General features: G+C 50.1%; 27 protein-coding genes. All 27 read left to right on the forward strand.

What is annotated here, in order from left to right:
- Nucleotides 1-101: 101 nt before the first annotated feature.
- Nucleotides 102-509 (forward strand): flagellar basal body rod protein FlgB, encoded by a 408-nt coding sequence (flgB, locus tag POTG_RS01400; protein ID WP_009222999.1) that lies wholly within the window; start codon nucleotides 102-104, stop codon nucleotides 507-509.
- A 6-nt stretch (nucleotides 510-515) separates the two neighbouring features.
- Nucleotides 516-965 carry a flagellar basal body rod protein FlgC gene (gene flgC / locus POTG_RS01405; protein ID WP_009223000.1) on the forward strand — a complete coding sequence of 150 codons (450 nt, stop codon included), beginning with the start codon at nucleotides 516-518 and terminating at the stop codon, nucleotides 963-965.
- Between the two features lie 44 nt (nucleotides 966-1,009).
- Nucleotides 1,010-1,318 (forward strand): flagellar hook-basal body complex protein FliE, encoded by a 309-nt coding sequence (gene fliE, locus POTG_RS01410; RefSeq protein ID WP_009223001.1) that lies wholly within the window; start codon nucleotides 1,010-1,012, stop codon nucleotides 1,316-1,318.
- Nucleotides 1,319-1,349: 31 nt separating this feature from the next.
- Nucleotides 1,350-2,933, forward strand: coding sequence for a flagellar basal-body MS-ring/collar protein FliF (gene fliF, locus POTG_RS01415; protein ID WP_009223002.1), 1,584 nt, complete (start codon nucleotides 1,350-1,352; stop codon nucleotides 2,931-2,933).
- Between the two features lie 11 nt (nucleotides 2,934-2,944).
- Nucleotides 2,945-3,961, forward strand: coding sequence for a flagellar motor switch protein FliG (fliG, locus tag POTG_RS01420; RefSeq protein WP_036643741.1), 1,017 nt, complete (start codon nucleotides 2,945-2,947; stop codon nucleotides 3,959-3,961).
- The gene (locus POTG_RS01425) at nucleotides 3,954-4,808 is read left to right on the forward strand and encodes a FliH/SctL family protein (protein WP_009223004.1); all 855 of its coding nucleotides are present in this window, start codon (nucleotides 3,954-3,956) and stop codon (nucleotides 4,806-4,808) included. The genes fliG and POTG_RS01425 overlap by 8 nt, the downstream gene beginning before the upstream one ends.
- Nucleotides 4,789-6,108: a flagellar protein export ATPase FliI gene (gene fliI, locus POTG_RS01430; RefSeq protein WP_009223005.1), complete on the forward strand. Its 1,320-nt coding sequence runs from the start codon at nucleotides 4,789-4,791 to the stop codon at nucleotides 6,106-6,108. Before POTG_RS01425 ends, fliI begins: the two co-directional genes overlap by 20 nt.
- 10 nt (nucleotides 6,109-6,118) lie before the next feature.
- The gene (gene fliJ / locus POTG_RS01435; protein WP_009223006.1) at nucleotides 6,119-6,562 is read left to right on the forward strand and encodes a flagellar export protein FliJ; all 444 of its coding nucleotides are present in this window, start codon (nucleotides 6,119-6,121) and stop codon (nucleotides 6,560-6,562) included.
- 41 nt (nucleotides 6,563-6,603) lie between these two features.
- Nucleotides 6,604-7,542 (forward strand): MotE family protein, encoded by a 939-nt coding sequence (locus tag POTG_RS01440; protein WP_009223007.1) that lies wholly within the window; start codon nucleotides 6,604-6,606, stop codon nucleotides 7,540-7,542.
- A 40-nt stretch (nucleotides 7,543-7,582) separates the two neighbouring features.
- Nucleotides 7,583-9,007: a flagellar hook-length control protein FliK gene (locus tag POTG_RS01445; RefSeq protein WP_009223008.1), complete on the forward strand. Its 1,425-nt coding sequence runs from the start codon at nucleotides 7,583-7,585 to the stop codon at nucleotides 9,005-9,007.
- Nucleotides 9,008-9,039: 32 nt separating this feature from the next.
- On the forward strand, nucleotides 9,040-9,543 hold the full coding sequence (locus POTG_RS01450; protein ID WP_009223009.1) for a flagellar hook assembly protein FlgD: 504 nt from the start codon (nucleotides 9,040-9,042) through the stop codon (nucleotides 9,541-9,543).
- Nucleotides 9,540-9,920, forward strand: coding sequence for a TIGR02530 family flagellar biosynthesis protein (locus POTG_RS01455; protein ID WP_009223010.1), 381 nt, complete (start codon nucleotides 9,540-9,542; stop codon nucleotides 9,918-9,920). Before POTG_RS01450 ends, POTG_RS01455 begins: the two co-directional genes overlap by 4 nt.
- A 92-nt stretch (nucleotides 9,921-10,012) precedes the next feature.
- Nucleotides 10,013-10,837, forward strand: a complete 825-nt coding sequence (locus tag POTG_RS01460) for a flagellar hook-basal body complex protein (protein WP_009223011.1) — start codon at nucleotides 10,013-10,015, stop codon at nucleotides 10,835-10,837.
- Between the two features lie 80 nt (nucleotides 10,838-10,917).
- A complete protein-coding gene (locus POTG_RS01465) occupies nucleotides 10,918-11,142 on the forward strand; it encodes a flagellar FlbD family protein (RefSeq protein ID WP_009223012.1) in 225 nt (74 codons plus the stop codon).
- A complete protein-coding gene (locus tag POTG_RS01470; RefSeq protein ID WP_009223013.1) occupies nucleotides 11,139-11,612 on the forward strand; it encodes a flagellar basal body-associated FliL family protein in 474 nt (157 codons plus the stop codon). Before POTG_RS01465 ends, POTG_RS01470 begins: the two co-directional genes overlap by 4 nt.
- A 43-nt stretch (nucleotides 11,613-11,655) precedes the next feature.
- The gene (gene fliM, locus POTG_RS01475) at nucleotides 11,656-12,657 is read left to right on the forward strand and encodes a flagellar motor switch protein FliM (protein WP_009223014.1); all 1,002 of its coding nucleotides are present in this window, start codon (nucleotides 11,656-11,658) and stop codon (nucleotides 12,655-12,657) included.
- On the forward strand, nucleotides 12,644-13,891 hold the full coding sequence (fliY, locus tag POTG_RS01480; protein ID WP_009223015.1) for a flagellar motor switch phosphatase FliY: 1,248 nt from the start codon (nucleotides 12,644-12,646) through the stop codon (nucleotides 13,889-13,891). The genes fliM and fliY overlap by 14 nt, the downstream gene beginning before the upstream one ends.
- A 27-nt stretch (nucleotides 13,892-13,918) precedes the next feature.
- Entirely contained in the window at nucleotides 13,919-14,284 is a 366-nt protein-coding gene (locus tag POTG_RS01485) for a response regulator (protein WP_009223016.1), read from the forward strand.
- 8 nt (nucleotides 14,285-14,292) lie between these two features.
- Nucleotides 14,293-14,820 carry a flagellar biosynthetic protein FliO gene (locus POTG_RS01490; RefSeq protein WP_009223017.1) on the forward strand — a complete coding sequence of 176 codons (528 nt, stop codon included), beginning with the start codon at nucleotides 14,293-14,295 and terminating at the stop codon, nucleotides 14,818-14,820.
- On the forward strand, nucleotides 14,817-15,584 hold the full coding sequence (gene fliP, locus POTG_RS01495) for a flagellar type III secretion system pore protein FliP (protein WP_009223018.1): 768 nt from the start codon (nucleotides 14,817-14,819) through the stop codon (nucleotides 15,582-15,584). The genes POTG_RS01490 and fliP overlap by 4 nt, the downstream gene beginning before the upstream one ends.
- A gap of 43 nt (nucleotides 15,585-15,627) precedes the next feature.
- The gene (gene fliQ, locus POTG_RS01500; RefSeq protein WP_009223019.1) at nucleotides 15,628-15,897 is read left to right on the forward strand and encodes a flagellar biosynthesis protein FliQ; all 270 of its coding nucleotides are present in this window, start codon (nucleotides 15,628-15,630) and stop codon (nucleotides 15,895-15,897) included.
- A gap of 12 nt (nucleotides 15,898-15,909) precedes the next feature.
- Nucleotides 15,910-16,698, forward strand: a complete 789-nt coding sequence (fliR, locus tag POTG_RS01505) for a flagellar biosynthetic protein FliR (protein WP_009223020.1) — start codon at nucleotides 15,910-15,912, stop codon at nucleotides 16,696-16,698.
- A 14-nt stretch (nucleotides 16,699-16,712) separates the two neighbouring features.
- Nucleotides 16,713-17,804, forward strand: a complete 1,092-nt coding sequence (gene flhB, locus POTG_RS01510) for a flagellar biosynthesis protein FlhB (RefSeq protein WP_009223021.1) — start codon at nucleotides 16,713-16,715, stop codon at nucleotides 17,802-17,804.
- Nucleotides 17,805-17,825: 21 nt separating this feature from the next.
- Nucleotides 17,826-19,862, forward strand: coding sequence for a flagellar biosynthesis protein FlhA (gene flhA, locus POTG_RS01515; RefSeq protein ID WP_009223022.1), 2,037 nt, complete (start codon nucleotides 17,826-17,828; stop codon nucleotides 19,860-19,862).
- On the forward strand, nucleotides 19,859-21,277 hold the full coding sequence (gene flhF, locus POTG_RS01520) for a flagellar biosynthesis protein FlhF (RefSeq protein ID WP_009223023.1): 1,419 nt from the start codon (nucleotides 19,859-19,861) through the stop codon (nucleotides 21,275-21,277). Before flhA ends, flhF begins: the two co-directional genes overlap by 4 nt.
- Nucleotides 21,274-22,161, forward strand: a complete 888-nt coding sequence (locus POTG_RS01525) for a MinD/ParA family protein (protein ID WP_009223024.1) — start codon at nucleotides 21,274-21,276, stop codon at nucleotides 22,159-22,161. Before flhF ends, POTG_RS01525 begins: the two co-directional genes overlap by 4 nt.
- Before the next feature lie 28 nt (nucleotides 22,162-22,189).
- A partial coding sequence (locus POTG_RS01530; RefSeq protein ID WP_157273291.1) for a response regulator occupies nucleotides 22,190-22,593 on the forward strand: 404 nt, incomplete at its 3' end.

The raw sequence follows: 22,593 nt of genomic DNA on the forward strand, positions 1-22,593 counted from the left end.
AAAGACATAATTAGCAAAAAATTGTCAAAAAAAGAGGATTTATTTATTGTTTGTAGAATCATTAATGATTAAGATCAAATGAGCCTAAGGGGGGAATTAAAGTGCAGTTGTTGAACGGACTGGGATTTGACAGGCTTGAGACTGCCATCCAGGCCGCAAATCTCCGGCAAGGGGTTATCGCTAACAATATTGCGAACGTAGACACCCCTTACTTTAAGCGCTCCAGCGTGTCCTTTGAAAGCATGCTGCAAGCGGAAATGAACGGTAATATGCCGGCACTCCAAGGGAGAAGAACGGACGTGAGGCATTTCGTTATAGGACCAACGACGGAGGTTCCCGAGCCGGTGGTAAGTGTGGATCAGAGTACGGCAATGAACAACAACCAGAATAATGTCGATATCGACAGTGAAATGACCAAACTTGCCGAAAATCAGCTGAGATACAATGCGTACATCGAACAATTGAACTATTTAATCAAAATGAAACGCACTGTCGTGGAAGGGAGATAATCGGACTTGAATATCAGTGATAGTTTTGGGATTAGTTCTTCCGCCTTAACCGCACAGCGTCTTCGCATGGATGTGATTTCCTCCAATATCGCGAATGCTGAAACAACCCGGGCTAAGATTGTAGACGGCAAGGCCGTTCCTTACCGGCGCAAAACGGTGGTCATGGCCCCCAAGGAAATGGATTTCGACAGTGCCTTGAATTCAGTAATGGGTAAGGAAGTGAGCAGTCAAGGGGTGAAAATTACCAAAATTCAAGAGGACCCCTCACCGCTTAAACCGGTTTACAATCCGACCCATCCTGATGCGGACAGCGAAGGGTATGTCTATATGCCTAATGTTGATATTTTGAAAGAAATGGTAGATATGATTTCGGCAACTCGCTCTTATGAAGCAAACGTAACGGCGCTTAACGCCAGTAAGGCGATGTTTACCAAAGCCTTGCAAATCGGGAAATAGACCAAAAGTAGACTTACATAATTTGTGATTGGGAGTGTTGCACGTTGATCGAGAGAATGAGTTTTGACTCCTTGAAGCCGCTAACCGGAATGCAGACGTCCGGTAATGAACAGAACCTCACGCCTGCGCAAGCGATAAAGCAATTTAGCTCCTATCTAAACGATGCACTGGAAGGAGTCGCTGCTCAGGAAGCCAATGCCCAACAAGTGAACAACCAGTTCCTGTTAGGAAAAGTAAGTGCCGACGAGATGATGATCGCCTCGGAGCAAGCCTTGTTAAGTTTGCAGTTGACTACGCAAGTCCGGAATAAAGTGATCGAAGCTTACCAAGAGATTATGCGTACGCAAATTTAAGGATTGAAACATGCTCGGATGAGGTGACATTGTGAATGAGAGAATTACACAGTACCGGGATCGATTTTTAGGGTACTGGAACCAATTTAGCAAAAAACAAAAAACGTTATTAGTCTCGACGGCGACTTTTATCCTGCTCGCGATCATCTTGCTGACGATTCAATTTTCCAAAACGGAATATGAAGTAGCCTTTACGGGTCTCGATTCGACTGATGCGGCAGGGATTATCAATTACTTGGAATCCGGCGGAATCTCGTACAAGCTTGGACCGGACGGTACGACCATTTCGGTGCCTAGCAAAGACGCGGCACGGGTTAAGGTTGATGTCGGTTCACAGGGAATCGTACAGAACGGTTCGATCGGTTTGGAAGCCTTCAATGAAAGTTCTTCCTTAATCGGGATGACGGACAATGAATTTAACGTCAAGTACAAAAACGCCATCAACGGCGAGGTCGAACAGCTGCTGAAGAGAATGCAGGGCGTTAACGATGCCAAGGTACTCATTAACTTGCCGGCAGAAAACGTGTTCGCTAGCCCGGATGAACAGGAGAAAGCGACAGCATCTATCGTCCTCACGTTCAAGCCGGGATATCGTCCGAATCAGGAAGCCATCGATGGATATTTTAACTTGGTTAAAACGTCGGTCCCTAACTTGCCGGTGGAAAATATCTCGCTCTCCTCGAGTGATGATACGATCTTGCTTCCAAGCGGACAAGGCGGGACGACAGGCTCACTGACCTCGGCGGTTCAAGAGAACATGGCGCTGCAGAAGAAGTTCGAAAGCGATGTGCGCCAAAGCGTAAAGCAATTCCTATCCAGACTGACCGGTCCGGATAAGATTGAAGTGCTGGTCGCTTCCAAGTTGAATTTCGACCAAGTTAGCCAGAAAGACAATCTGGTCACTCCAGTGGATACCGAAAACATGAAAGGTATCGAGATCAGCGCACAAAAAGTGCAGAAAAGCTACACCGGATCGGCGAATCCAACGAGCGGGGTACCTGGAACTGGGGAAGAAGATGTTGTGAACTATCCTTCGTCGGAAACGAACGGCGGGTCTTCCTCGGAAGAAAGTTCGTCGACGATTAACTACGAGGTTAATCGAATTACGAAGGACATTATCGCCAGTCCCTATGTTATTAAGGATTTAACCATTAATGTGGCCGTTGAACCACCCGAAGGTCAGGAAACTTTGGATGAAAATACTCGGTCCGCGATCGAAAATATTCTGAAAAATATCGTTGGATCCTATTTGGCTGACTCTGGTACTACATATACAGACGAAGAATTGCAGAGAAAAGTTTCAGTGTTGTCTCAGCCATTCCATTCGGATACTGTCCAAAAAGCCGGGTTGAGTTTATCAAGCCCGTTGGTATGGGGAGTAGGAGGTGCAGCTCTGCTGGCGCTGGCCGGTCTCGGAATCGTCTTGTTCCGCCGCCGCAAGCAAGCGCAAGAAGAGGAAGAAGAGATCGCGCTGCCTCTTACGCCTGAGTTTCCATCGATCAATTTGGATACAGTCACGAATGAGAACCAAGTGCGTAAACAGCTGGAGACGTTGGCCAAGAAGAAGCCTGACGAATTCGTTAACTTGCTTCGCACCTGGCTGGCTGATGAATAGAGGTGAATGTATTGTCCAAAACATCGAGTCCGGTTTTGACCGGGAAACAAAAGGCAGCCATTTTGTTAATTACGTTAGGGCCGGAAGTGTCGGCGCAAATCTTCAAACATTTGCGGGATGATGAAATCGAGCAGCTCACGCTGGAAATTGCCAACGTCCGTAAAGTTGACAGCGCCGAGAAAGAAATGATTATGGCGGAATTCCACCAGATCTGCTTGGCGCAGGAGTATATCACCCAGGGGGGCATCACTTACGCCAAGGAAATTCTGGAGAAGGCGCTGGGCCAGTCCAAAGCGGTGGACATCATCAACCGTTTGACGGCAACCCTTCAGGTCCGGCCATTCGATTTTGCCCGTAAGGCAGATCCAAATCAAATTCTGAACTTTATCCAGAACGAAAACGCGCAGACAATCGCTTTGGTGTTATCCTATTTGCAATTTGAACAGGCGGCAGCCATCTTGTCTTCACTTCCTCAGGAGAAGCAAGCGGAAGTAGCGCGGAGAATCGCGATGATGGATAGCACGTCGCCGGAGGTCATCGCTCAGGTGGAACGCGTGCTGGAGCAGAAGCTCTCTGCTACGGTTACGCAGGATTACACCAGCGCCGGCGGCATTGAATCGATCGTCCAAATCTTGAACGGAGTCGACCGGGGGACGGAAAGAACGATTCTCGATTCGCTCGAAATCCAGGATCCCGAGCTGGCTGAAGAAATCAAGAAGCGGATGTTCGTCTTCGAGGATATCGTCAATATCGACAACCGTTCCATACAGCGGATTATCCGCGATATCGAGAACAGCGACTTGCAGCTTGCCCTCAAAGTGGCCAGCGAAGAAGTTCGCGAAGCGGTCTTCCGCAACATGTCGAAGCGGATGTCCGAGACGTTCAAGGAAGAGATGGAATACATGGGGCCGGTGCGGCTGCGTGACGTGGAAGAAGCACAAACCCGCATCGTAGCTACCATTCGCAGGTTGGAAGAAGCAGGTGAAATTATAATCGCCCGCGGCGGAGGAGATGACATCATTGTCTAATTTGATCAAGGTGTCTCAATACGTACCGGTTGAAATCTTGAAGCAGCTGAATTTAGCCAAGGTTCATCCGACAACCGAGGACCCGTCATCCACTCACACCGAGAATCCGGTCGTTCAAGGTCCTTCCGCTGAAGATCTTGCGGCCGAAGAGACGAGACGTCAGATGTTGGCGGATGCGAAAGAGTTCGCCGAACGTCAGGTCAGGGACGCGGCGGAGCAAGCGGAACGCATGCTGGCCGAAGCACAGAAGCAAATCGAAGCCTGGTGGCAAGAGCGCCGTGAGCAGGATGAACAGATGATCGAAGCCGTTAAAGCGGAGGGCTTCACTCAAGGCTACGAGGAAGGGAAAGCGCAGGCCGAAGCAACGATGCGCGCCCAGATCGAAGAGATGATGAATGAAGCTGGTTCCGTTCTGCAACAGGCTTATGTGGAGAAAGAACGCATCATTCAGGAAGCCGAGCCGTTTCTAGTCGAATTAAGCTGTGCGATTGCCGAGAAAGTCATCGACAAGCAGCTTGAGTTGAAACCGGAATACGTTATCGAGCTGATCAAGAAGAGTCTGGCACGCAAACGCGAGCAAGGAATTTTGACGCTGTGCGTTTCGCCAAGCGATTTTGCCTTCGTGCAGGCGGCAAGGGAGGAGCTCAGCCTTGCCATCGACTCGCAGGCTGAACTTCAAATTTTGCCCGACCCGACCGTCAAGGATCGCGGCTGTGTCATCCGCTCCTCCTTCGGCAGCGTGGATGCCAGAATTGATACACAATTGACGGAGATTAAGAAGGAATTGTTGCGGGTTTCTCTACAGATGGAGGAGCGGGGGCAAGCGAATGACGAGTTTGAAAGCTGAACGTTACATTGATCATCTCAGACAGCTTGATCCGATCCGAATCAACGGGAAGGTGACGCAAGTCATTGGGCTGATGGTCGAATCCGAAGGCCCGGATGCCAGTATCGGCGATCTCTGTTACATCTATCCGAGTAAAGCGGCGCAACCTTTGCAGGCTGAAGTCGTCGGATTTCGCGATAACAAGGTATTGTTGATGCCGCTCGGTGAGCTGCAATCGATCGGACCTGGTTGTGATGTCGTTGGGACCGGCAAACCTTTGACGGTACAGGTTGGATCGGAGCTCCTTGGTAAGGTGCTGGACGGCTTGGGGCAACCGCTGGACGGATCGCTGCTTCCTTCACGGATGGGCCACTATTCTACCTATAATAAGCCGATGAATCCGCTGAATCGTCCGCGGGTCTCCGAACCGATTGGCATTGGAGTACGGGCTATCGATGGTTTGCTGACAATTGGCAAAGGCCAACGGGTAGGGATTTTCGCCGGCTCCGGGGTCGGGAAGAGTACCTTGATGGGGATGATTGCCCGCAATACCTCAGCAGATGTAAACGTGATTGCGCTCGTTGGGGAGCGGGGACGCGAGGTGCTTGACTTTATTGAGCGGGATCTTGGCCCGGAAGGATTGGAGCGCTCTGTTGTCGTCGTTGCAACCTCCGATCAGCCGGCTTTAATCCGGATGAAAGGGGCTTTGATCGCCACAACCATTGCGGAGTATTTTCGGGACCGCGGGCTCAACGTCATGCTGATGATGGATTCCGTCACCCGTTACGCGATGGCGCTGCGTGAGGTAGGGTTAGCCGTAGGTGAGCCTCCTGCCATGCGCGGTTACACCCCTTCCGTGTTTGCCGCCTTGCCGAAGCTGATGGAGCGGGCAGGAACGGGACCAACCGGTTCGATTACCGCCTTCTATACCGTGCTCGTTGACGGTGACGATATGAATGAACCGATTGCGGACGCCGTACGCGGGATATTGGACGGGCATATCGTTTTGAACCGCGGGATCGCGAACAAAGGTCACTTCCCCGCGATTGATATCCTAGCCAGCATTAGCCGGGTCATGAAGGATATTGTGTCGGATGAGCAAAATGAGGCGGCCGAAAATCTGAAACGGTTGATGGCTGTTTATAAGGATTCCGAGGATTTAATTAATATCGGCGCTTATCAACCCGGATCGAACCCGGACATTGATGAAGCAATTGGGGCCATTCAGCAGATATGGAACTTTACGAAGCAGAAGGTTAATGAGAAGGTCACGCTCGCCGAAGTCCAGGAACGGCTAATTTCCGAATTCGCAAGGAGATGAAACGTAGAGAATGAAGTTCCGTTACGTGTATCAGAAAGTAGTTGATTTGAAATCCAACGAAAAAACGCAGGCCGAATGGATGTTATCTGCAGCTATTGGGCGATTGCAGTCAGAACAACGCTCGTTGGAGCAGTTGCTGGAGGAGAAAGCCAATACCGCAGCGGTAATCGCTGCCGAAGCGGAGAGTACTGCCTCCATGATCAAACTGCAGGAACTTCAGCGATACATGGATTTTCTTGACCAAGCGATTGAGCGGAAGCTGGCGGACATTCGCGCAGCGGAGGTCAACGTCGAGCATAAGAAGACGATTTTGAAGGGGAAAATGCTGGACGAAAAGGTATGGCTTAAAGCGAAAGAGAAGGCCATGGATAAATTTCGGCACGAAATGCTTCTTCGGGAACAAAACGAGCTGGATGAAATGGCTACAGTCCGGTTCGCCATGAGAGCCCGATAAAGTAACGGGCGCCCATACGGTTGTTCGAAGGAGGGATAGAGATGGCAAAAACGGTGGTGGACGAAGAATTGGATGAGGAGACAGGGGGCGGATTTTCACGCTTTCTGTTCTTCATGACGCCTATTCTTTTTACGGTTGTTCTGCTAGGGGTGTTATTAACCTTATTTAATATCGACTTTCGTAACACCATGATTGATTGGGGGAACCGGATTCCGCTGGTGAAAAACCTGGTTCCGGATCCAATTGCTCCAGAGGGTGAAGCAAAGGATGCTGCGAAGGAAGAGCATAAGCAGCGGGAGAGCACTGAAGCTACTGTGAAGGAACTAAAGGAGCAGTTGGCTAAGCAGCAGGCTGAGCTGCAAACCGCGAACCAACAAGCAGCCGAACAGCAGGAGAAGGTAAAGGAGCTGCAGGAGCAACTGGCTTCCGTTCAGCAGAAAGAGAACGATCAGCAGCAAGCGGCAGAATTGGAGGCCTATCAGAAGGAAGTTAAGAAGCTGGCCAATCTGTATGCGGAAATGAGTCCTAGCAAAGCGGCAGCGATTTTTAATAAGTTGACAACGGAAGAGTCGCTGCAGATGTTAAGTGTAATGAACAATGAGAGTAAAGTGGCCATTTTGGAGAAGATGGACCCGCAAAAGGCCGCGGATCTTTCGATTAAGCTGAAGGATGTGAAGACGTCCGAGGACTTGGCGATCGCTGCGCTGCAATCGAGACTCAAAATGGAATCAACAGCGGATACTGCAGCTGCTGCAAATGGAGCAGGGCTAAGCGATACGGAGCTGGGGCAAACCTTCTCCTCGATGGCTGCAACAGATGCCGCCAAGCTGGTGCTTCAGACGTACAAGCTAAGTCCCGAGAAGGGGCTGAAAATCCTCAAATCGGTAAACGGAACTGCTCGTTCTAAGATTTTGACGGAAATGGCGAAGTCTGACGAGAAGACATCAGTGAAGATCCTGAATCAGCTGGTAAGTAAGTAATATAATGAAGAAATTTAGCATTGAAAGGAGGTGAAACAAAATGAATTCATCTATGTCGCAAGTGAATGTAACCAAAGCCGGGACGGTTAACTCGTTGTGGTACGGATCGGCTGGCAAGGCGGAAACGGGGCAAGCGGCTGCTTTGTCATTTGATCAGAAGCTTCTCGCCATGTTGCTTGGTAATGCCCAGCCGCAGGAAGGACAAGCCTCAGCACAGATGATCTCGTTAGCTGGATTGCCAAGTGGTACGGAAGGTATATATTCCGAAGCGACTGAAAATACGCTTGTCGCGACAATCGAAGGATTGTTGGAGCAATTGTCTAAATTGGACGATGCACTTCAAGCGGATCCTGCGTTGTTTTCGTTATTGCAAGGTTGGTTGCAAAGTGTTCAACCCCTATTGCAACAGGCAGGTTTGTCTGACAATGCGAGTTTAGGAGCTGAGGGCGACAACGCCCTGCCTGTGCTAGCTCAGCAGCCGGAGACGATGCGGTTTGCGGTTCAGGATACTCTTGTTCAACTATTAGCAGCTGCGGAGTCGAACGGAGGTGCCGCTAAGCTGACCGCAAGTGTACAGGGACAAGCCGTTACTATGCTGGATTCTCTACAACAAGTGCTAGATGCAATATCGGATTCGGCGGAGGCGAAGTCTAATGGCGGAAAAGGGACGGAAGCAACAGGATTACAACCTCGTACCTTCACGACAGATCCAGGTGCAACAGCTAGCCAACAAGGACGTGCAGGCCAAAATGGGGACATGCTGAACAGAGGAGATGCTCGTGCTGTTCAATCGAGTTCACAATCTAGCAATTCGGCAGCATTCCGCGTCAATGATCTGGCATTCAAAGCTGATCCGGCAGTTGACGGGGGGACCTCGGAAGCTAAAGTACATGAAGATCCCGTTCAAACTGGTCAAGTCGTGACCGCAGGACAGTTGGCACTCCGGGACAACGGAATCAAGTCCGTGAAGCATGTTGCAAAATCGGTTCCAGTTGAGAACTTCGCGAAAGAAATGAGCGGTTTCCTGGTCAATAAACTGGAGATCGTGAATCTGAAGGGTGTGTCCGAGGCGAGAATTTCACTGTATCCGGAGCATTTGGGACAGGTTGACGTACGCATTACGATGCAAAACGGCCAATTAACTGCCCAATTTATGACGGAGCACGCTTTTGCTAAGGAATCGCTGGAACAACAAATGGCACAACTTAGATCGGCATTGCAATCTCAGGGTCTTCAGGTTAACAAACTGGAGGTCACGCAAAATACGTCATTGTCCTCCCATATGTACCATGATGGCCGGCAATCCGGCGGAGGCACAGGACAACAACAAAGCGAAAAACGTCGTCCAATAACAGAGGACGAAACGCTGGCCATCCATGACTTGAACGAAGAATGGAACGAATGGGTTGCTGAAGTCAGAGCCAAAGAGCAAAGCTACGGCAGTTCCTTTGTCGCCCGGGCTTAATTCGCCTTAATTCGCAGAAAGGAGGTACCTCCGTGGCTGATACGTATTTTTCTTCGGTGTCGTGGCCGAATTATTCACAGAGTAACGTTCAAAAGGCCAGCACGAAAAGCAATGAGCTGGGCAAAGATGCTTTCCTTAAACTCATGATCGCCCAGATGCAAAATCAGGATCCGTTGTCCCCAATGGACAATACGCAAATGGTTGCACAAATTGCCCAGTTTACTTCTGTCGAGCAGTTGACCAACATTTCAGAACAGATAGCTGCATTGGGAGAGTCCTTAGGCAATGATTCCGGACTGATCGGAAAAGAAGTGACATGGGTGACTGAGACCAAAACAGGTAATTACGATGTTTCCACAGGTAAAGCTGAAGTCATTATTGAGAAGGAAAGTGGCATTGTAGAATCCATTATCGTTCGCAGTGGTGTCCACTACGTGAAAGTAGGAGATAAGGAGATTAAAATCTCCGATATTGAACAAGTAGGCGTACCTGCTGACGCGTCTGACGGCGCTGGCCAAGGAGCGGATCTGTTATGAACGAGCCGATCCGAGTAGGCCAGCTATATGCGGGCAGAATCGGGCCTAATGCACTAACGGCAAATAAAAGCATGCCGCTAAATGCTGCAAAAAGTAACTTTAAGGAGATGCTGGAGGATCGACTGGTCCATTTCAGCAACCATGCGGTAAAACGTTTGGAGCAGCGCGGAATCGAGCTGAAGCCGGAGCACTTAAACAAGATTGAATCGGCGATTGACAGCGCGGCGGCTAAAGGAGCGAAAGAGTCCCTTATTTTATTGAAAGATATGGCCCTGATTGTGAACGTCCACAATCGGACCGTCGTTACCGCGATGGACGGAAGCAGCATGAAGAATAACGTATTTACTCAAATCGATAGCGCCGTCATCATTTCTTAAAATTGGCTGGACCGGTTACGGGAGCCAATCGGCTGCGGATCGACTGAAGCGGCCGAAGCAATCATTTTAATCAGTGGAAGGGATGAGAGCAAATGTTAAGATCAATGTATTCTGGCGTATCTGGAATGCGTGGTTTCCAAACCAAGCTTGACGTCATCGGCAATAATATTGCAAACGTCAATACGGTAGGCTTCAAATCAGGACGCGTTATGTTTAAGGATATCATGAGCCAGACGGTCTCCGGGGTTACGGCTCCAGTCGATGGTGAATCTGGCGGCGTGAATGCCAAGCAAATTGGACTTGGGGTCTCCATCGGCTCTATCGATACATTACATACTGGCGGCAGTGCGATGACAACCAATAATCCGCTGGATATGCGGATTGACGGTGACGGATTTTTTCTTGTAAAACTGACGCCCGATCAAGAGGTTCCTTTCCTGACTCGTGCGGGAGACTTTCATCTGGATGCTGCGGGCCAACTGGTCACTTCGGACGGTTTGCTCGTTTGCAACAGCGATGGTGACGTTATGGAGCCAATCGATTTCGAAGCGGTAACAGCCTTTACGATTGCATCTGATGGTACGATGATGCTGAAAAACCCTGAAGGGGGAACAGATCCTGGTGAGATTATAGGGGTAGCTCGGGTCACGAACCCGGAAGGTCTGGAGAAGATTGGCGGTAACCTTTATCGGGTCACCTTGAATGCCATCGCAGACGGAGAATTGACGTATACGAACCCGAATAACGCAGAAGAGGGGACGGGTGCTCTGATCGTCGGCCAATTGGAAATGTCCAACGTCGATCTGACGGGCGAGTTTACCGAAATGATCGTAGCGCAGCGGGGGTTCCAAGCGAATTCGCGGATCATCACGACCTCCGATGAAGTGCTTCAGGAAGTTGTTAATCTGAAACGTTAAGCGAAGGGGTAGCCGGGGAAGGGGAAACCGCCGTTCCCCGGCGGATATCCCCGCTTCCTTGATCGCTTAGGAGGGAAATCATGATTTCAGTAACACGCCTAAACGGTTCTCAGATGTGGCTGAATGCCATCATGATCGAGACTGTGGAAGAAACACCGGATACATACGTCACCCTGGTCACAGGGAAGCGGATTATCGTGCTGGAGAAGGCGGCCGATGTGATCCAGATGATACGAGACTATTATCGGGAGATCGGCATCCACGCAGCAACTATTAAAGTGCAACAAACGGAGGAATGGTCATGAAAAGAATGCTGCCATGGTTAATTACGATTTTGCTTGCCATCACATTAATCGTATTGGCCGCCTTCCTACTGGTGAATCAAATGAACAAACCTGAACCAGGTACCGAAGTGAATGCTGCTGTTGACAGCGTAGCTGCACCGAAGAAATTGTCGGCCGACGAACTCGTCCAGGTGACATCTACGATCGACGACATCAAGACGAATTTATCCGATCCGGATTATGTGGTGGTCATCGATTTTGCGTTCCAATTGGATAGCGCAGCATCTAAGGAAACCTTCGACAAAATCAAGGATTACAAAATCAAGCCGATTATTATCAAAACGTTGGCGGATACCAAGCCGGAGGAATTGACGGGTGCATTGGGAAAAGACAATCTGAGTTCCAAATTGCTCAACCTGATCAACAAATCGCTGCCGGAAGGGAAATTGATTCAGATCGATATTACTGACTTCATCATGTCGACGATCTAACGAATATCGAACGAATAGGGATTTTTCTAAGGGGGTGAGATGGTTGGTTGATGTGTTGTCGCAGAACGAAATCGATGCGTTGCTTGCTGCGTTATCATCGGGTGAAATGGACGCCGAGGAACTGAAAAAGGAAGAGACGCAGAAGAAGATTCGTTCCTATGATTTCAAAAGAGCGGTTAGATTTTCCAAAGATCATATTCGAAGCTTGACTCGAATTCACGAGAACTTTGCCCGTTATCTCACTACCTATTTTTCGGCTCAACTACGCACGTTCGTGCAAATTAACGTCGTTCAGGTCGAGCAGCTTCCTTATGACGAGTTTATCCGCTCCATTCCGAAAATGACGATTTTGAACATTTTTGAAGCGGAGCCGCTGGAAGGAAGAATGGTGCTGGAGGTGCATCCCAACGTCGCTTTTGCCATGCTGGACCGGCTGTTAGGCGGTCTGGGAACGGCACCTTCGAAAGTCGGAACGCTAACGGAGATCGAGACAATTATTATGGAACGGATTTTTAGCCGGGCCTTTGAAAGCTTGCAAGAAGCTTGGAAAACCGTCGTGGATATCAATCCGCGGATGGAGGCGCTGGAAACAAATCCTCAATTTATGCAAATCGTATCGCCGAACGAGACGATTGCACTGATCTCGCTAAGCACGAAAATCGGGGATACCTCCGGGATGATCAACCTTTGTATACCACATGTGGTTATCGAACCGATCATGCCGAAGCTTTCGGTTCACCATTGGTTTGTCTCTCAGAAGAAATCGCGTGTTCCCGAAGAAGTCGAGGCGTTGCGAAACCGGGTGAACAAAGCCAAGTTGCCGATCATCGCGGAGCTGGGCGAATCGCAGATTACGGTCCGTGAATTCCTGAGCTTGTCCGTCGGTGACGTTATCTCATTAAATAAACCCGTTCAGGAAGGACTGCAAATCCGGGTTGGCGATCGATTGAAATATATCGGCAGCCCCGGTACGGTGAAGGACCGGCTTGCGGTCCAAATCGATGAAATTGTCAGCGAAGGAGCTGAGGAACTTGACGAGCAATGATTACTTGTCTCAGGAAGAGATAGACGCATTATTAAAACAAGCCAATCAGGAGACGACCCAAGAGCTGTCGGTAAACGACGTACTGACTCCGCTAGAGCAGGACGCCTTGGGTGAAATCGGGAACATTACGTTTGGTAGTGCAGCTACGGCGCTCTCCACGCTGTTAAACAAAAAAGTGGATATCACGACGCCGAAGGTTTCCGTCATCACTCGTTCCCAGTTTGAAGCCGAGTTTCCGAAGCCGCATGTCGCGATTCACGTCCAGTACGTGGATGGCTTTGAAGGCATGAACTCTTTGGTTATCAAGACGAGAGATGCCCAAGTGATTGCGGATCTGATGCTGGGCGGGGAAGGGGATCCAGCAGAGGAAGAGTTAAACGAGATTCATATTAGTGCCGTGCAAGAAGCGATGAACCAAATGATGGGGTCATCGGCGACATCGATGTCCACGATCTTCAATCGGTTCGTTAATATCTCGCCGCCCGGTGTCGATATCCTGAACATGTCCAACGGGAATGGCTTGAGCAGCTTGCCGGAATCTGATCCGCTTATCAAGATCTCATTCCGTTTGACCATCGGGGATTTGATCGATTCGACCATCATGCAGCTGCTCACCGTTAAATTCGCGAAAGAGATGGTGGACAGCCTGATCAGCGGATCGACGGCAGAAACGAATGCCGGCGCGAAGGAAAGCGCGGCGGCGGCCGCACCGCCTGCGCCAACGCCAACGCCTGCACCATCGCCTGCGCATCAAGCCCCAACGTATCAGCAGCCTTCTGCGCCTTCCCAACCGATGCAGCAGCCGCCGATGCAAGAGGGTTATGGTTACGGGCAGCAAGCTCCATACGGGTATCCGCCTCAAGGACAGCCGTACGGCGAACCGCATCATTATGGACAGGCACCTGGGCGTAATTTGAATGTACAACCTGTACAGTTTGCAAATTTGGGGAACCCAGCTTTTAACCAGGTTGACGAAAATAATTTAAACTTACTGATGGACATACCCCTTAAAGTCACCGTAGAATTAGGTAGGACCCAACGGCAAATTAAAGATATCCTGGAATTGTCTCAAGGTTCTATCATCGAACTGGACAAGCTTGCTGGTGAACCGGTGGATATTCTGGTGAACAACAAACTGATTGCTAAGGGCGAGGTTGTCGTCATCGATGAGAACTTCGGCGTACGCGTCACGGATATCGTAAGCCAGTGGGACCGCATTCAAAAATTACAATAGTAGAAGTTTAGGGAGGATTTTAGATCAATGGCTAACCGAATTCTTATCGTAGACGACGCAGCATTTATGAGAATGATGATCCGGGACATTTTGACGAAAAACGGGTTTGAAGTCGTAGGGGAAGCACAGGATGGTGCGCAAGCGATTGAGAAATTTAAAGAGCTGCATCCGGATTTGATCACGATGGATATTACGATGCCGGAAATGGACGGGATTGCAGCGTTGAAAGAAATCAAGAAGCTGGATCCTAATGCGAAAGTGATCATGTGCTCTGCGATGGGGCAGCAAGCGATGGTTATCGATGCCATTCAAGCGGGTGCGAAGGACTTCATCGTGAAGCCATTCCAATCTGATCGGGTTATCGAAGCGATCAACAAAACGCTTGGGGTGTAAACTGAGCGATGAATAACTCGCAAGATACTCTCCCGGACGTAAACCTTTGGGGGAACCTGTTTACCGTCATTGTAGTTCTTGGCCTCATAATCGCTTTAATTATATTACTGGTCCGTTTTCTAGGTAAAAGGAACCGGTATTTGTCCCAGAGCCATGCCATTCGCACTTTGGGAGCCGTTGGCCTCGGACCAAACAAATCCCTGCAAGTGATCGAACTCGGGGGGAGCATCTATCTTGTGGGTGTCGGTGAGGACATTTCGTTAGTAGACAAAATATCCAACCCGGACGAGGTAGCCTCGCTGGTACAAGCCTTCGAAAATGAAGGAGCGGAACTTGCCGGATTGTCGTCGACTTTGTCCGGCTTGATCTCCCGGTTTCGAAAGGAACCGCCTCGGGAGGAAGAAGAACTGGACAGTGTCGCTTTCCACGAGGTGTTTCAATCGCAGCTGCGGAAGATGCCGGACCGGAAACGGCAAATGGAAGAACTCTTGCAGGATCCGGAAGAACAATCTACAGATCGGTCGAGGGAGTCATGAAGAGAAAATTGTTAATTGTCGGCTTGTTGCTGACGATATGGAGCATACTCGCAGTCTCCGTAGCATCGGCCGAACCCGTTGACCCGATTCCGAGCATTGGCATTCAAATCGGTAATTCGGATTCGGGCGGGGCATCAGGTACCACTTCGTTGTCGATTCTCTTAATGATTACGGTACTCAGTATCGCGCCGGCAATATTGGTGCTGATGACCAGCTTTACCCGTATTGTCGTGGTGCTGGGGTTTGTCCGCAGTTCGTTAGGGACGCAACAAATGCCGCCAAACCAGGTATTGATTGGCTTAGCTTTGTTCTTAACGTTATTCATCATGAGCCCAACGCTCTCCACAATTAATGAGGTGGCAGTACAGCCTTATATCAAGGGAGAAATCACCCAGACTGAAGCGTTGGACAAGGCGGCGGTTCCCATGAAGAAATTCATGTACTCGCATACGAGAACCAAAGATCTTCAGCTGTTCATGGGTTATACCAAAATGGAAAAGCCGAAGAGCTATGAGGACATCCCGCTTTCGGTGATGGTGCCTGCTTTTGCGATCAGTGAACTCAAGACGGCATTTCAAATGGGCTTTATGATATTTATTCCTTTTTTGATTATAGATATCGTTGTCTCCAGCGTGCTGATGGCCATGGGGATGATGATGCTGCCGCCGGTCATGATCTCACTGCCGTTCAAGATCTTGCTGTTCGTGCTGGTAGATGGTTGGTATCTGATCGTCAAATCACTGTTAGTCAGCTTTAACACATAGAGGATAGGTTCAGGTTCAGGTTCAGGGAAGGAGAAAACGGTGTATGAGTTCGGAATTTATTATCGGTTTGGCCGGACAAGCCGTGTATACCGTGTTGAAGGTCAGCGCACCGATGCTGGTGATCGCTCTCGTGGTGGGGCTCTTGGTAAGTATCTTTCAAGCGACAACGCAAATTCAGGAGCAGACGCTTGCCTTCGTTCCCAAAATCGTCGCTGTTTTACTAGCGTTGTTGTTGTTTGGCCCTTGGATTTTGACGACGCTGGTCGACTTCACCTACGGAATTCTAAATAACCTATCTAGTTATATCGGTTAGGTTGCCGAAGTTATGGATACGATACTGCACGGAATTTCTATTTTTATGCTTATTTTTTGTCGAATGACAGCCTTTTTTGTAGTTTCGCCTATATTTTCATCCCGATCGGTGCCGAATACGTTTAAGGTTGGCTTTGCCGGTATCATCGCGGTTGTCATTCTGTTGACCATTGGTCCGAATCAGTCGATACCAAACGACTTGGGATACATATTGGTGATTATTCGTGAAGTGCTGGTAGGTCTGTTGATGGGGTACGTGGCAAATCTGATCTTCTCCGTTATCCAAATGGCGGGCTCATTTATCGATATTCAAATTGGTTTTGGGATCGCGAACGTGATCGACCCTATGACCGGTGCGTCTGCGCCCGTTTTGGGGAATCTCAAGTATATCATTGCCACATTGGTCTTCCTCAGCATGAACGGCCATCACTACTTACTGGATGCGGTTATTCGGAGCTACAACTGGGTCCCTTTATCCAATCAAGTGTTCCAACAAATTTATAACGGGAACTTGTCCGAATTTTTAGTTCAAACCTTCAGCCAGGCGTTTATGCTGGCATTTCAAATGTCAGCTCCGCTGGTGGTAGCTCTGTTTGTCACCGACGTAGCGCTTGGATTCTTGGCTCGAACTGCACCGCAATTCAACATTTTTGTTATCGGGATTCCGGTCAAAATCATCGTGGGGTTACTTGTGCTGTTGGTGCTTGTGCCGGGCTTTATCGTTGCGTTTCAAGCTTTGTTCGAGGTGCTGTTCCGAGCGCTTCATGATCTGCTCGGAACGATAGGACAAAGGCCGCAGTAGGATGGAGGATCGCTATGTCATATCGGTATTCGCTTGATCTGCAGCTGTTCGCTGGCGAAAAGACGGAAAAAGCGACTCCGAAGAAACGTCAGGAGGCCCGAAAAAAAGGTCAGGTGGCCAAGAGCCAGGAACTGACCGGCGCCTTGTTATTAATGGCCGGATTCCTATGCTTGACTGCATTTGCTGGTTATTTCAAGGACCGGTTGATTGGCTTGTTTGTTGACGTGTTTTATCATCGGCTGTCCATGGAGGTAACGAAAACGAACGTGATGGCGATGATGGGGGAGTACGCAGTGCAGGTGTTGCTGCTGCTGGCTCCAATCTTCTTGGTTGTCATCGTCGTGGCTGTTGTTGCCAACTATGCGCAGATCGGTTTCATGTTGGTCGGAGAACCGCTTAAAATCAAGTTCAGTAAGCTGGATCCGATCAAAGGGTTTAAAAACATCTTTTCCATGCGCTCGTTGGTTCAATTTGTCAAAACGCTATTTAAGCTGCTGATTATCGGGTATCTCGTCTACTCCACGATTTGGGGGTACCGCGGGAGCTTGTCCGCATTAGGGCATGTATCGGTGGATGATACGTTTCATTTTACCGCCCAGTTAACGATGAATTTAGGGTTAAAAATCGCAGCCGCTCTAATCGTACTCGCGGTACTGGATTATATGTATCAGCGATATGAACATGAGAAGAATCTGAAGATGTCCAAGCAGGATATCAAAGATGAATATAAGAAAATGGAAGGCGATCCGCTCATCAAGGGGAAAATTCGGGAACGCCAGCGGCGGATGGCTCTGCAGCGGATGATGCAGGAAGTGCCGAAAGCCGATGTAATTATCACCAACCCGACCCACTTTGCGGTCGCTCTGAAGTACGACGGATCCAAAATGGATGCCCCGCAGGTCATCGCCAAAGGGCAGGACTATGTGGCGCTCCGCATTAAGGAAATCGCCAAAGAACATGGCGTAATTACGATGGAAAATAAGCCGCTGGCACGGGCGTTATTTCAACGAACCGAAATCGGGGATACGATCCCCGCGGATTTGTTCCAAGCCGTTGCCGAAGTGCTGGCTTACGTATATCGAATCAAAGGCAGACCCAAATCATAATGGGATCGGAGGGGAACTTACGTGAAGAAATTTAAAGATTTATTTATTCTTGTTGGCATAATTGGCATCGTCTTGCTGATGATCGTTCCGATCCCGACTTGGCTGCTGGATATTTTGTTGATCATCAATATTTCCCTCGCACTGATCATTTTGCTCGTTGCGATGAACACCAAGGAGGCCTTGCAGTTCTCCATCTTTCCAGCCATGCTGCTCGTGACGACCTTATTTCGTTTGGCGTTAAATGTATCGACGACCAAGCTGATTCTGGGACAGGCCAAAGCCGGCCACGTGGTGGCTACATTCGGATCATGGGTTTCACATGGAGAGCCCGTTGTCGGTTTTGTCGTCTTCCTGATTCTCGTGGTCGTTCAGTTTATCGTCATTACCAAAGGCTCGGAACGTGTAGCTGAGGTTGCTGCACGGTTTACCCTCGACGCGATGCCAGGGAAACAGATGAGTATCGATGCCGACCTCAATGCCGGCCTCATTAATGAGCAGCAAGCCCGTGAGCGCCGTAATAAGATTGAACGGGAAGCCGATTTCTACGGCGCCATGGATGGTGCGAGTAAATTTGTAAAAGGGGATGCCATCGCGAGTATCATTATCCTCCTGATCAACCTGATCGGGGGCTTTATTATCGGGATGACGATCCATGGCATGAGCTTTAACGATGCCCTTTCGACTTATTCGCTGCTGACGATCGGGGACGGCTTGGTCAGTCAGATTCCGGCATTGCTGATTTCTACCGCAGCCGGCCTGATCGTAACCCGCGCCTCCTCGGAAGGCAATCTGGCAGACGATATTACGGGGCAGCTGTTCACCTATCCGAAGCTGTTATTCGTAGTAGCTGGGACGATCGCCCTACTTGGCACCTTTACGCCGATCGGTATTTGGACAACTTATCCGTTCGCCGGATTAATGGTCTTTGCCGCGATTAAGATGCAGAAAAATATGGACCGGCGGCAAATCGAGCAGGAGCAACAGGAGGAGGAGCAGCAAATCGAAGAAGTTCGCAGCCCCGAGAGCGTCATCAACCTGCTTCAGGTGGATCCGATCGAATTCGAATTCGGTTACGGGCTGATTCCTCTTGCTGATACGGGGCAAGGCGGGGATTTGCTGGACCGGATCATCATGATCCGGCGTCAATGTGCGCTTGAACTTGGACTGGTTGTTCCCGTCATTCGCATTCGCGACAATATTCAACTAAAACCGAATGAATATGTCATCAAAATAAAAGGAAATGTCGTAGGCGGTGGTGAATTATTACTTAATCACTATTTAGCCATGAGTCCAGGGATGGATGACGACACGATTACAGGTATCGAGACCCGCGAACCTGCGTTTGGTTTACCGGCCCTTTGGATCGATGAAGCGACCAAGGATCGGGCGGAACTGGCGGGCTATACCGTAGTTGATCCGCCGTCTGTCGTGGCAACGCATTTGACGGAGCTGATTAAGAAGCATGCGCATGAGCTGCTGGGCCGTCAAGAGACGAAAGCCCTGGTCGACAACCTCAAGGAGAATTACGCGGTTCTTGTCGACGAATTAATTCCGTCGGTGTTGTCGATTGGTGACGTCCAGAAGGTGCTGGCCAAATTGCTTAAAGAGAAAATCTCGATTCGAGATATGGTGACCATTTTCGAGACGCTGGCGGATTACGGAACCTATACCAAGGATCCGGATGTGCTCACCGAATACGTCAGACAAGCGTTATCCCGACAAATTACGCAGCAATATACCCAACCAGGTGAAACGATGCGCGTAATCACTGTGGGACCTAACCTGGAGAAGAAAATCGCCGAGAGTGTGCAGCAGACCGAACAAGGCAGCTATCTGGCACTGGATCCAGCTTCAACGCAGACGGTCTTCCAGAAGCTGACGGAGCAAATCAACCGCTTGGTCCAAACGGGCCATCAACCGATCCTGCTCACCTCGCCAACGATCCGGATGTATTTGCGGCAAATCATTGAGCGCAGCATGCAGGATATTCCGGTGTTATCTTACAGCGAGTTGGAACCCAATGTTGAAATTCAAAGTGTCGGGGTGGTGAATTTATGAGAGTAAAACGATATATCGTCGACACGATGCCTGACGCCATGTTGAAAATTCGCAATGAGCTGGGTTCGGATGCGGTTATCTTGAGTACGAAGGAAGTAAAGCTCGGCGGTTTCCTCGGCATGTTCCAGAAAAAGAAGATTGAAGTGATTGCTGCGACGGAGGAGAAGGCGGCACCGGCACCTAAAGCCAAACCGCTTCTGCCGGCACAGCCGTCGGTTCCGGCTCCTGTTGCACGCCAAGCCGTGCCGGAGGCATACCGCAAAACGTCGCAGTTAGCCCAGCCTGCTGCCTCGCCGCAGGCTGGGTCTGCGTCCCCCGTTCTCACGGCCATTGGCGTTCAGGAACGGGAGGAGCCGATTATCACCCCGGTCATGCCGCCAGCGCCTCAGCCGCCGGTCACGGAGCCGCAGCTGCGCCAAACCTCCATTGAACCCGCTTCCAGCGCGGCTTCAGCTCGATTGGAGGCGGCGATCGCACGTGCGGCCGACCCCGAACAGTTCCTGGCCCCGACCGGGGCTAGGAGCGTAAACTCCGCCAAAGAAGAGCGCTTGCTCGAAGAAATTCGGCAAATGAAGATGTGGCTCAGCGAGCTGGCGAAGAAGCAAACCAATGGCCGCGAAATGCCGCCGGGTTTGCATTCTATCCAACAGCAGTTGATGAGCCAAGAGGTGGGCCCGGAGCTTGCAGATCGTTGGGTAGAAGAGGTTTACGAGGCTTGGTTAAGCTCCGGCAAGACTTTAAGCGATGACGACATGCAAGCTAGGCTTCGGACCATCGTCAACAGCTTCCTGGATCACCGGATCGATGCGGGGATTGGCGATCAGACAAGGATCGTATATATCGCCGGGCCGACGGGGGTCGGGAAGACGACGACCATTGCCAAGCTAGCGGCGGACCAAATTTTCCGCTTGCACAAGAAGGTAGGGTTCATCACGGCGGACACCTATCGGATTTCGGCAATTGAACAGCTGCGGACCTACGCAACCATCTTAAATGTACCGCTGGAGGTGGTTCAGTCTCCCGGCGATGTACAACGGGCCATGCAACGCTTAGAGCACTGTGACTTGATCCTGATGGACACGGCCGGAAGGAACTATCTGAATGAGCTGTTTGTGGCGGAGCTGCACAGCCTGCTTGCCCCTTCGGATGTCAGCGAGACGTATTTGGTCCTTAGCTTGACTTCCAAAGCGCAGGACATGAAACGGATCACCGAGCACTTTAGCAAATATAACTTGGATAAGTTAATTTTTACGAAGCTGGATGAAACGGAAACGACCGGCGCGATCTTTAATCTGTTAAACGAGTACCCGTTCAAGGTGTCTTTCCTGACCAACGGTCAAAATGTACCAGATGACCTGCTGCAGGCGGACGCCGAGTTAATGGTTGATATGCTGCTGGGAGAGCGGAAGCCATGAATGACCAGGCCCAAGCACTCAGACAATTGGTATCTTCGCATCGAGAGGCAGCTGGGTCTACGGCCCGCAAGGGTTCTGCCAAGATCTTGACGATCAGTAGCGGCAAGGGCGGCGTAGGCAAATCCAACTTTACGCTGAATTTTGCCTTAGCGCTAAAGTCGCTTGGACGTAAAGTACTGATCTTTGATGCGGATATCGGTATGGCAAATATCGACGTGTTAATGGGCATCAGGCCGAGATATAACTTGTATCACTTGCTGAAGGGAGAAAAGAACATTACGGAGATCGTGGAGCTGGGCACGCACGCGTTACCTTTTATTGCGGGCGGCTCCGGGCTCACCGAACTGTTCACCCTGTCCGAAGGGGATCTGAATTACTTCACCTCGCAGATCGAGATGATTTCCGAGGAGATGGATTTTATCCTTTTTGATACAGGTGCCGGTTTATCGAAGGAAACGCTCAAGTTCATCACCGCTGCCGATGAGTGCCTGGTCGTCACGACGCCGGAGCCAACCTCGATCACAGATGCTTATGCCTTGATCAAGGTTGTTCATGGAATGGATCAAGAGTTGCCATTCCGGTTAGTCGTTAACCGGGTCTCCGGGGAGCTTGAGGCGAAGCAGGTCGCCGATAAAATTTCGTTGGTCGCCAGCCGTTTCCTCGATATGGAAATCCCTGTGCTCGGCTATCTCAACGACGATCCGCATGTGATGCAGGCGGTCAAGAAGCAGGTTCCTTTCTCCATCGCTTTCCCCGGTTGCTCGGCAACGCGCGATATTCAGCGATTGGCTTTGGCTTATCTGAATGTTCCGCAAACCAAGCCGAAGGATACTTTATCGGGAATCAAGGGATTTATGCAGAAATGGTTAAAACTGGCAAAATGATTCTTCGTAAAGGAACAGGAGTGGAACGTTGATGTCTTATCGAGTGATGGTGGTAGACGATTCGGCGTTTATGCGTAAGATCATCTCGGACCTGATCGAACAGGACAAGGCTTTTCAGGTCTCGGCAACGGCCAAGAACGGACGCGAAGCGATTGAGCAAATCGCGCGAGTTCAACCGGATTTGGTGACGATGGACGTGGAAATGCCGGAAATGAACGGTCTGGACGCGCTCAAGGTCATCATGAAGGAACATCCGTTGCCGGTAATTATGCTGTCGGGCATCAATGAACAAGGCATGCGGGAGACGATCATGGCGCTGGAGCTTGGCGCCTTCGATTTCATCCGCAAGCCATCGGCTACCACCAGCGAGCATGACATCGAGCAGGTGGGCCGCGAGCTGCGCGAGCAGATGCGCGCCGCGATGCAGGCGAA

Origin of the sequence: Paenibacillus sp. oral taxon 786 str. D14 (genome assembly GCF_000159955.1) — a bacterium.
In the GTDB taxonomy this organism is placed as follows: domain Bacteria; phylum Bacillota; class Bacilli; order Paenibacillales; family Paenibacillaceae; genus Fontibacillus; species Fontibacillus phoenicis.

Excerpts from the sequence above, each read along its gene's own strand:
- fliI (WP_009223005.1), top strand. The coding sequence starts at position 4,789 with ATGACGAGTTTGAAAGCTGAACGTTACATTGATCATCTCAGACAGCTT.
- fliJ (WP_009223006.1), top strand. The coding sequence starts at position 6,119 with ATGAAGTTCCGTTACGTGTATCAGAAAGTAGTTGATTTGAAATCCAAC.
- POTG_RS01440 (WP_009223007.1), top strand. The coding sequence starts at position 6,604 with ATGGCAAAAACGGTGGTGGACGAAGAATTGGATGAGGAGACAGGGGGC.
- POTG_RS01445 (WP_009223008.1), top strand. The coding sequence starts at position 7,583 with ATGAATTCATCTATGTCGCAAGTGAATGTAACCAAAGCCGGGACGGTT.
- POTG_RS01455 (WP_009223010.1), top strand. The coding sequence starts at position 9,540 with ATGAACGAGCCGATCCGAGTAGGCCAGCTATATGCGGGCAGAATCGGG.
- POTG_RS01460 (WP_009223011.1), top strand. The coding sequence starts at position 10,013 with ATGTTAAGATCAATGTATTCTGGCGTATCTGGAATGCGTGGTTTCCAA.
- POTG_RS01465 (WP_009223012.1), top strand. The coding sequence starts at position 10,918 with ATGATTTCAGTAACACGCCTAAACGGTTCTCAGATGTGGCTGAATGCC.
- POTG_RS01470 (WP_009223013.1), top strand. The coding sequence starts at position 11,139 with ATGAAAAGAATGCTGCCATGGTTAATTACGATTTTGCTTGCCATCACA.
- POTG_RS01485 (WP_009223016.1), top strand. The coding sequence starts at position 13,919 with ATGGCTAACCGAATTCTTATCGTAGACGACGCAGCATTTATGAGAATG.
- POTG_RS01490 (WP_009223017.1), top strand. The coding sequence starts at position 14,293 with ATGAATAACTCGCAAGATACTCTCCCGGACGTAAACCTTTGGGGGAAC.
- fliP (WP_009223018.1), top strand. The coding sequence starts at position 14,817 with ATGAAGAGAAAATTGTTAATTGTCGGCTTGTTGCTGACGATATGGAGC.
- fliQ (WP_009223019.1), top strand. The coding sequence starts at position 15,628 with ATGAGTTCGGAATTTATTATCGGTTTGGCCGGACAAGCCGTGTATACC.
- fliR (WP_009223020.1), top strand. The coding sequence starts at position 15,910 with ATGGATACGATACTGCACGGAATTTCTATTTTTATGCTTATTTTTTGT.
- flhB (WP_009223021.1), top strand. The coding sequence starts at position 16,713 with ATGTCATATCGGTATTCGCTTGATCTGCAGCTGTTCGCTGGCGAAAAG.
- flhF (WP_009223023.1), top strand. The coding sequence starts at position 19,859 with ATGAGAGTAAAACGATATATCGTCGACACGATGCCTGACGCCATGTTG.
- POTG_RS01525 (WP_009223024.1), top strand. The coding sequence starts at position 21,274 with ATGAATGACCAGGCCCAAGCACTCAGACAATTGGTATCTTCGCATCGA.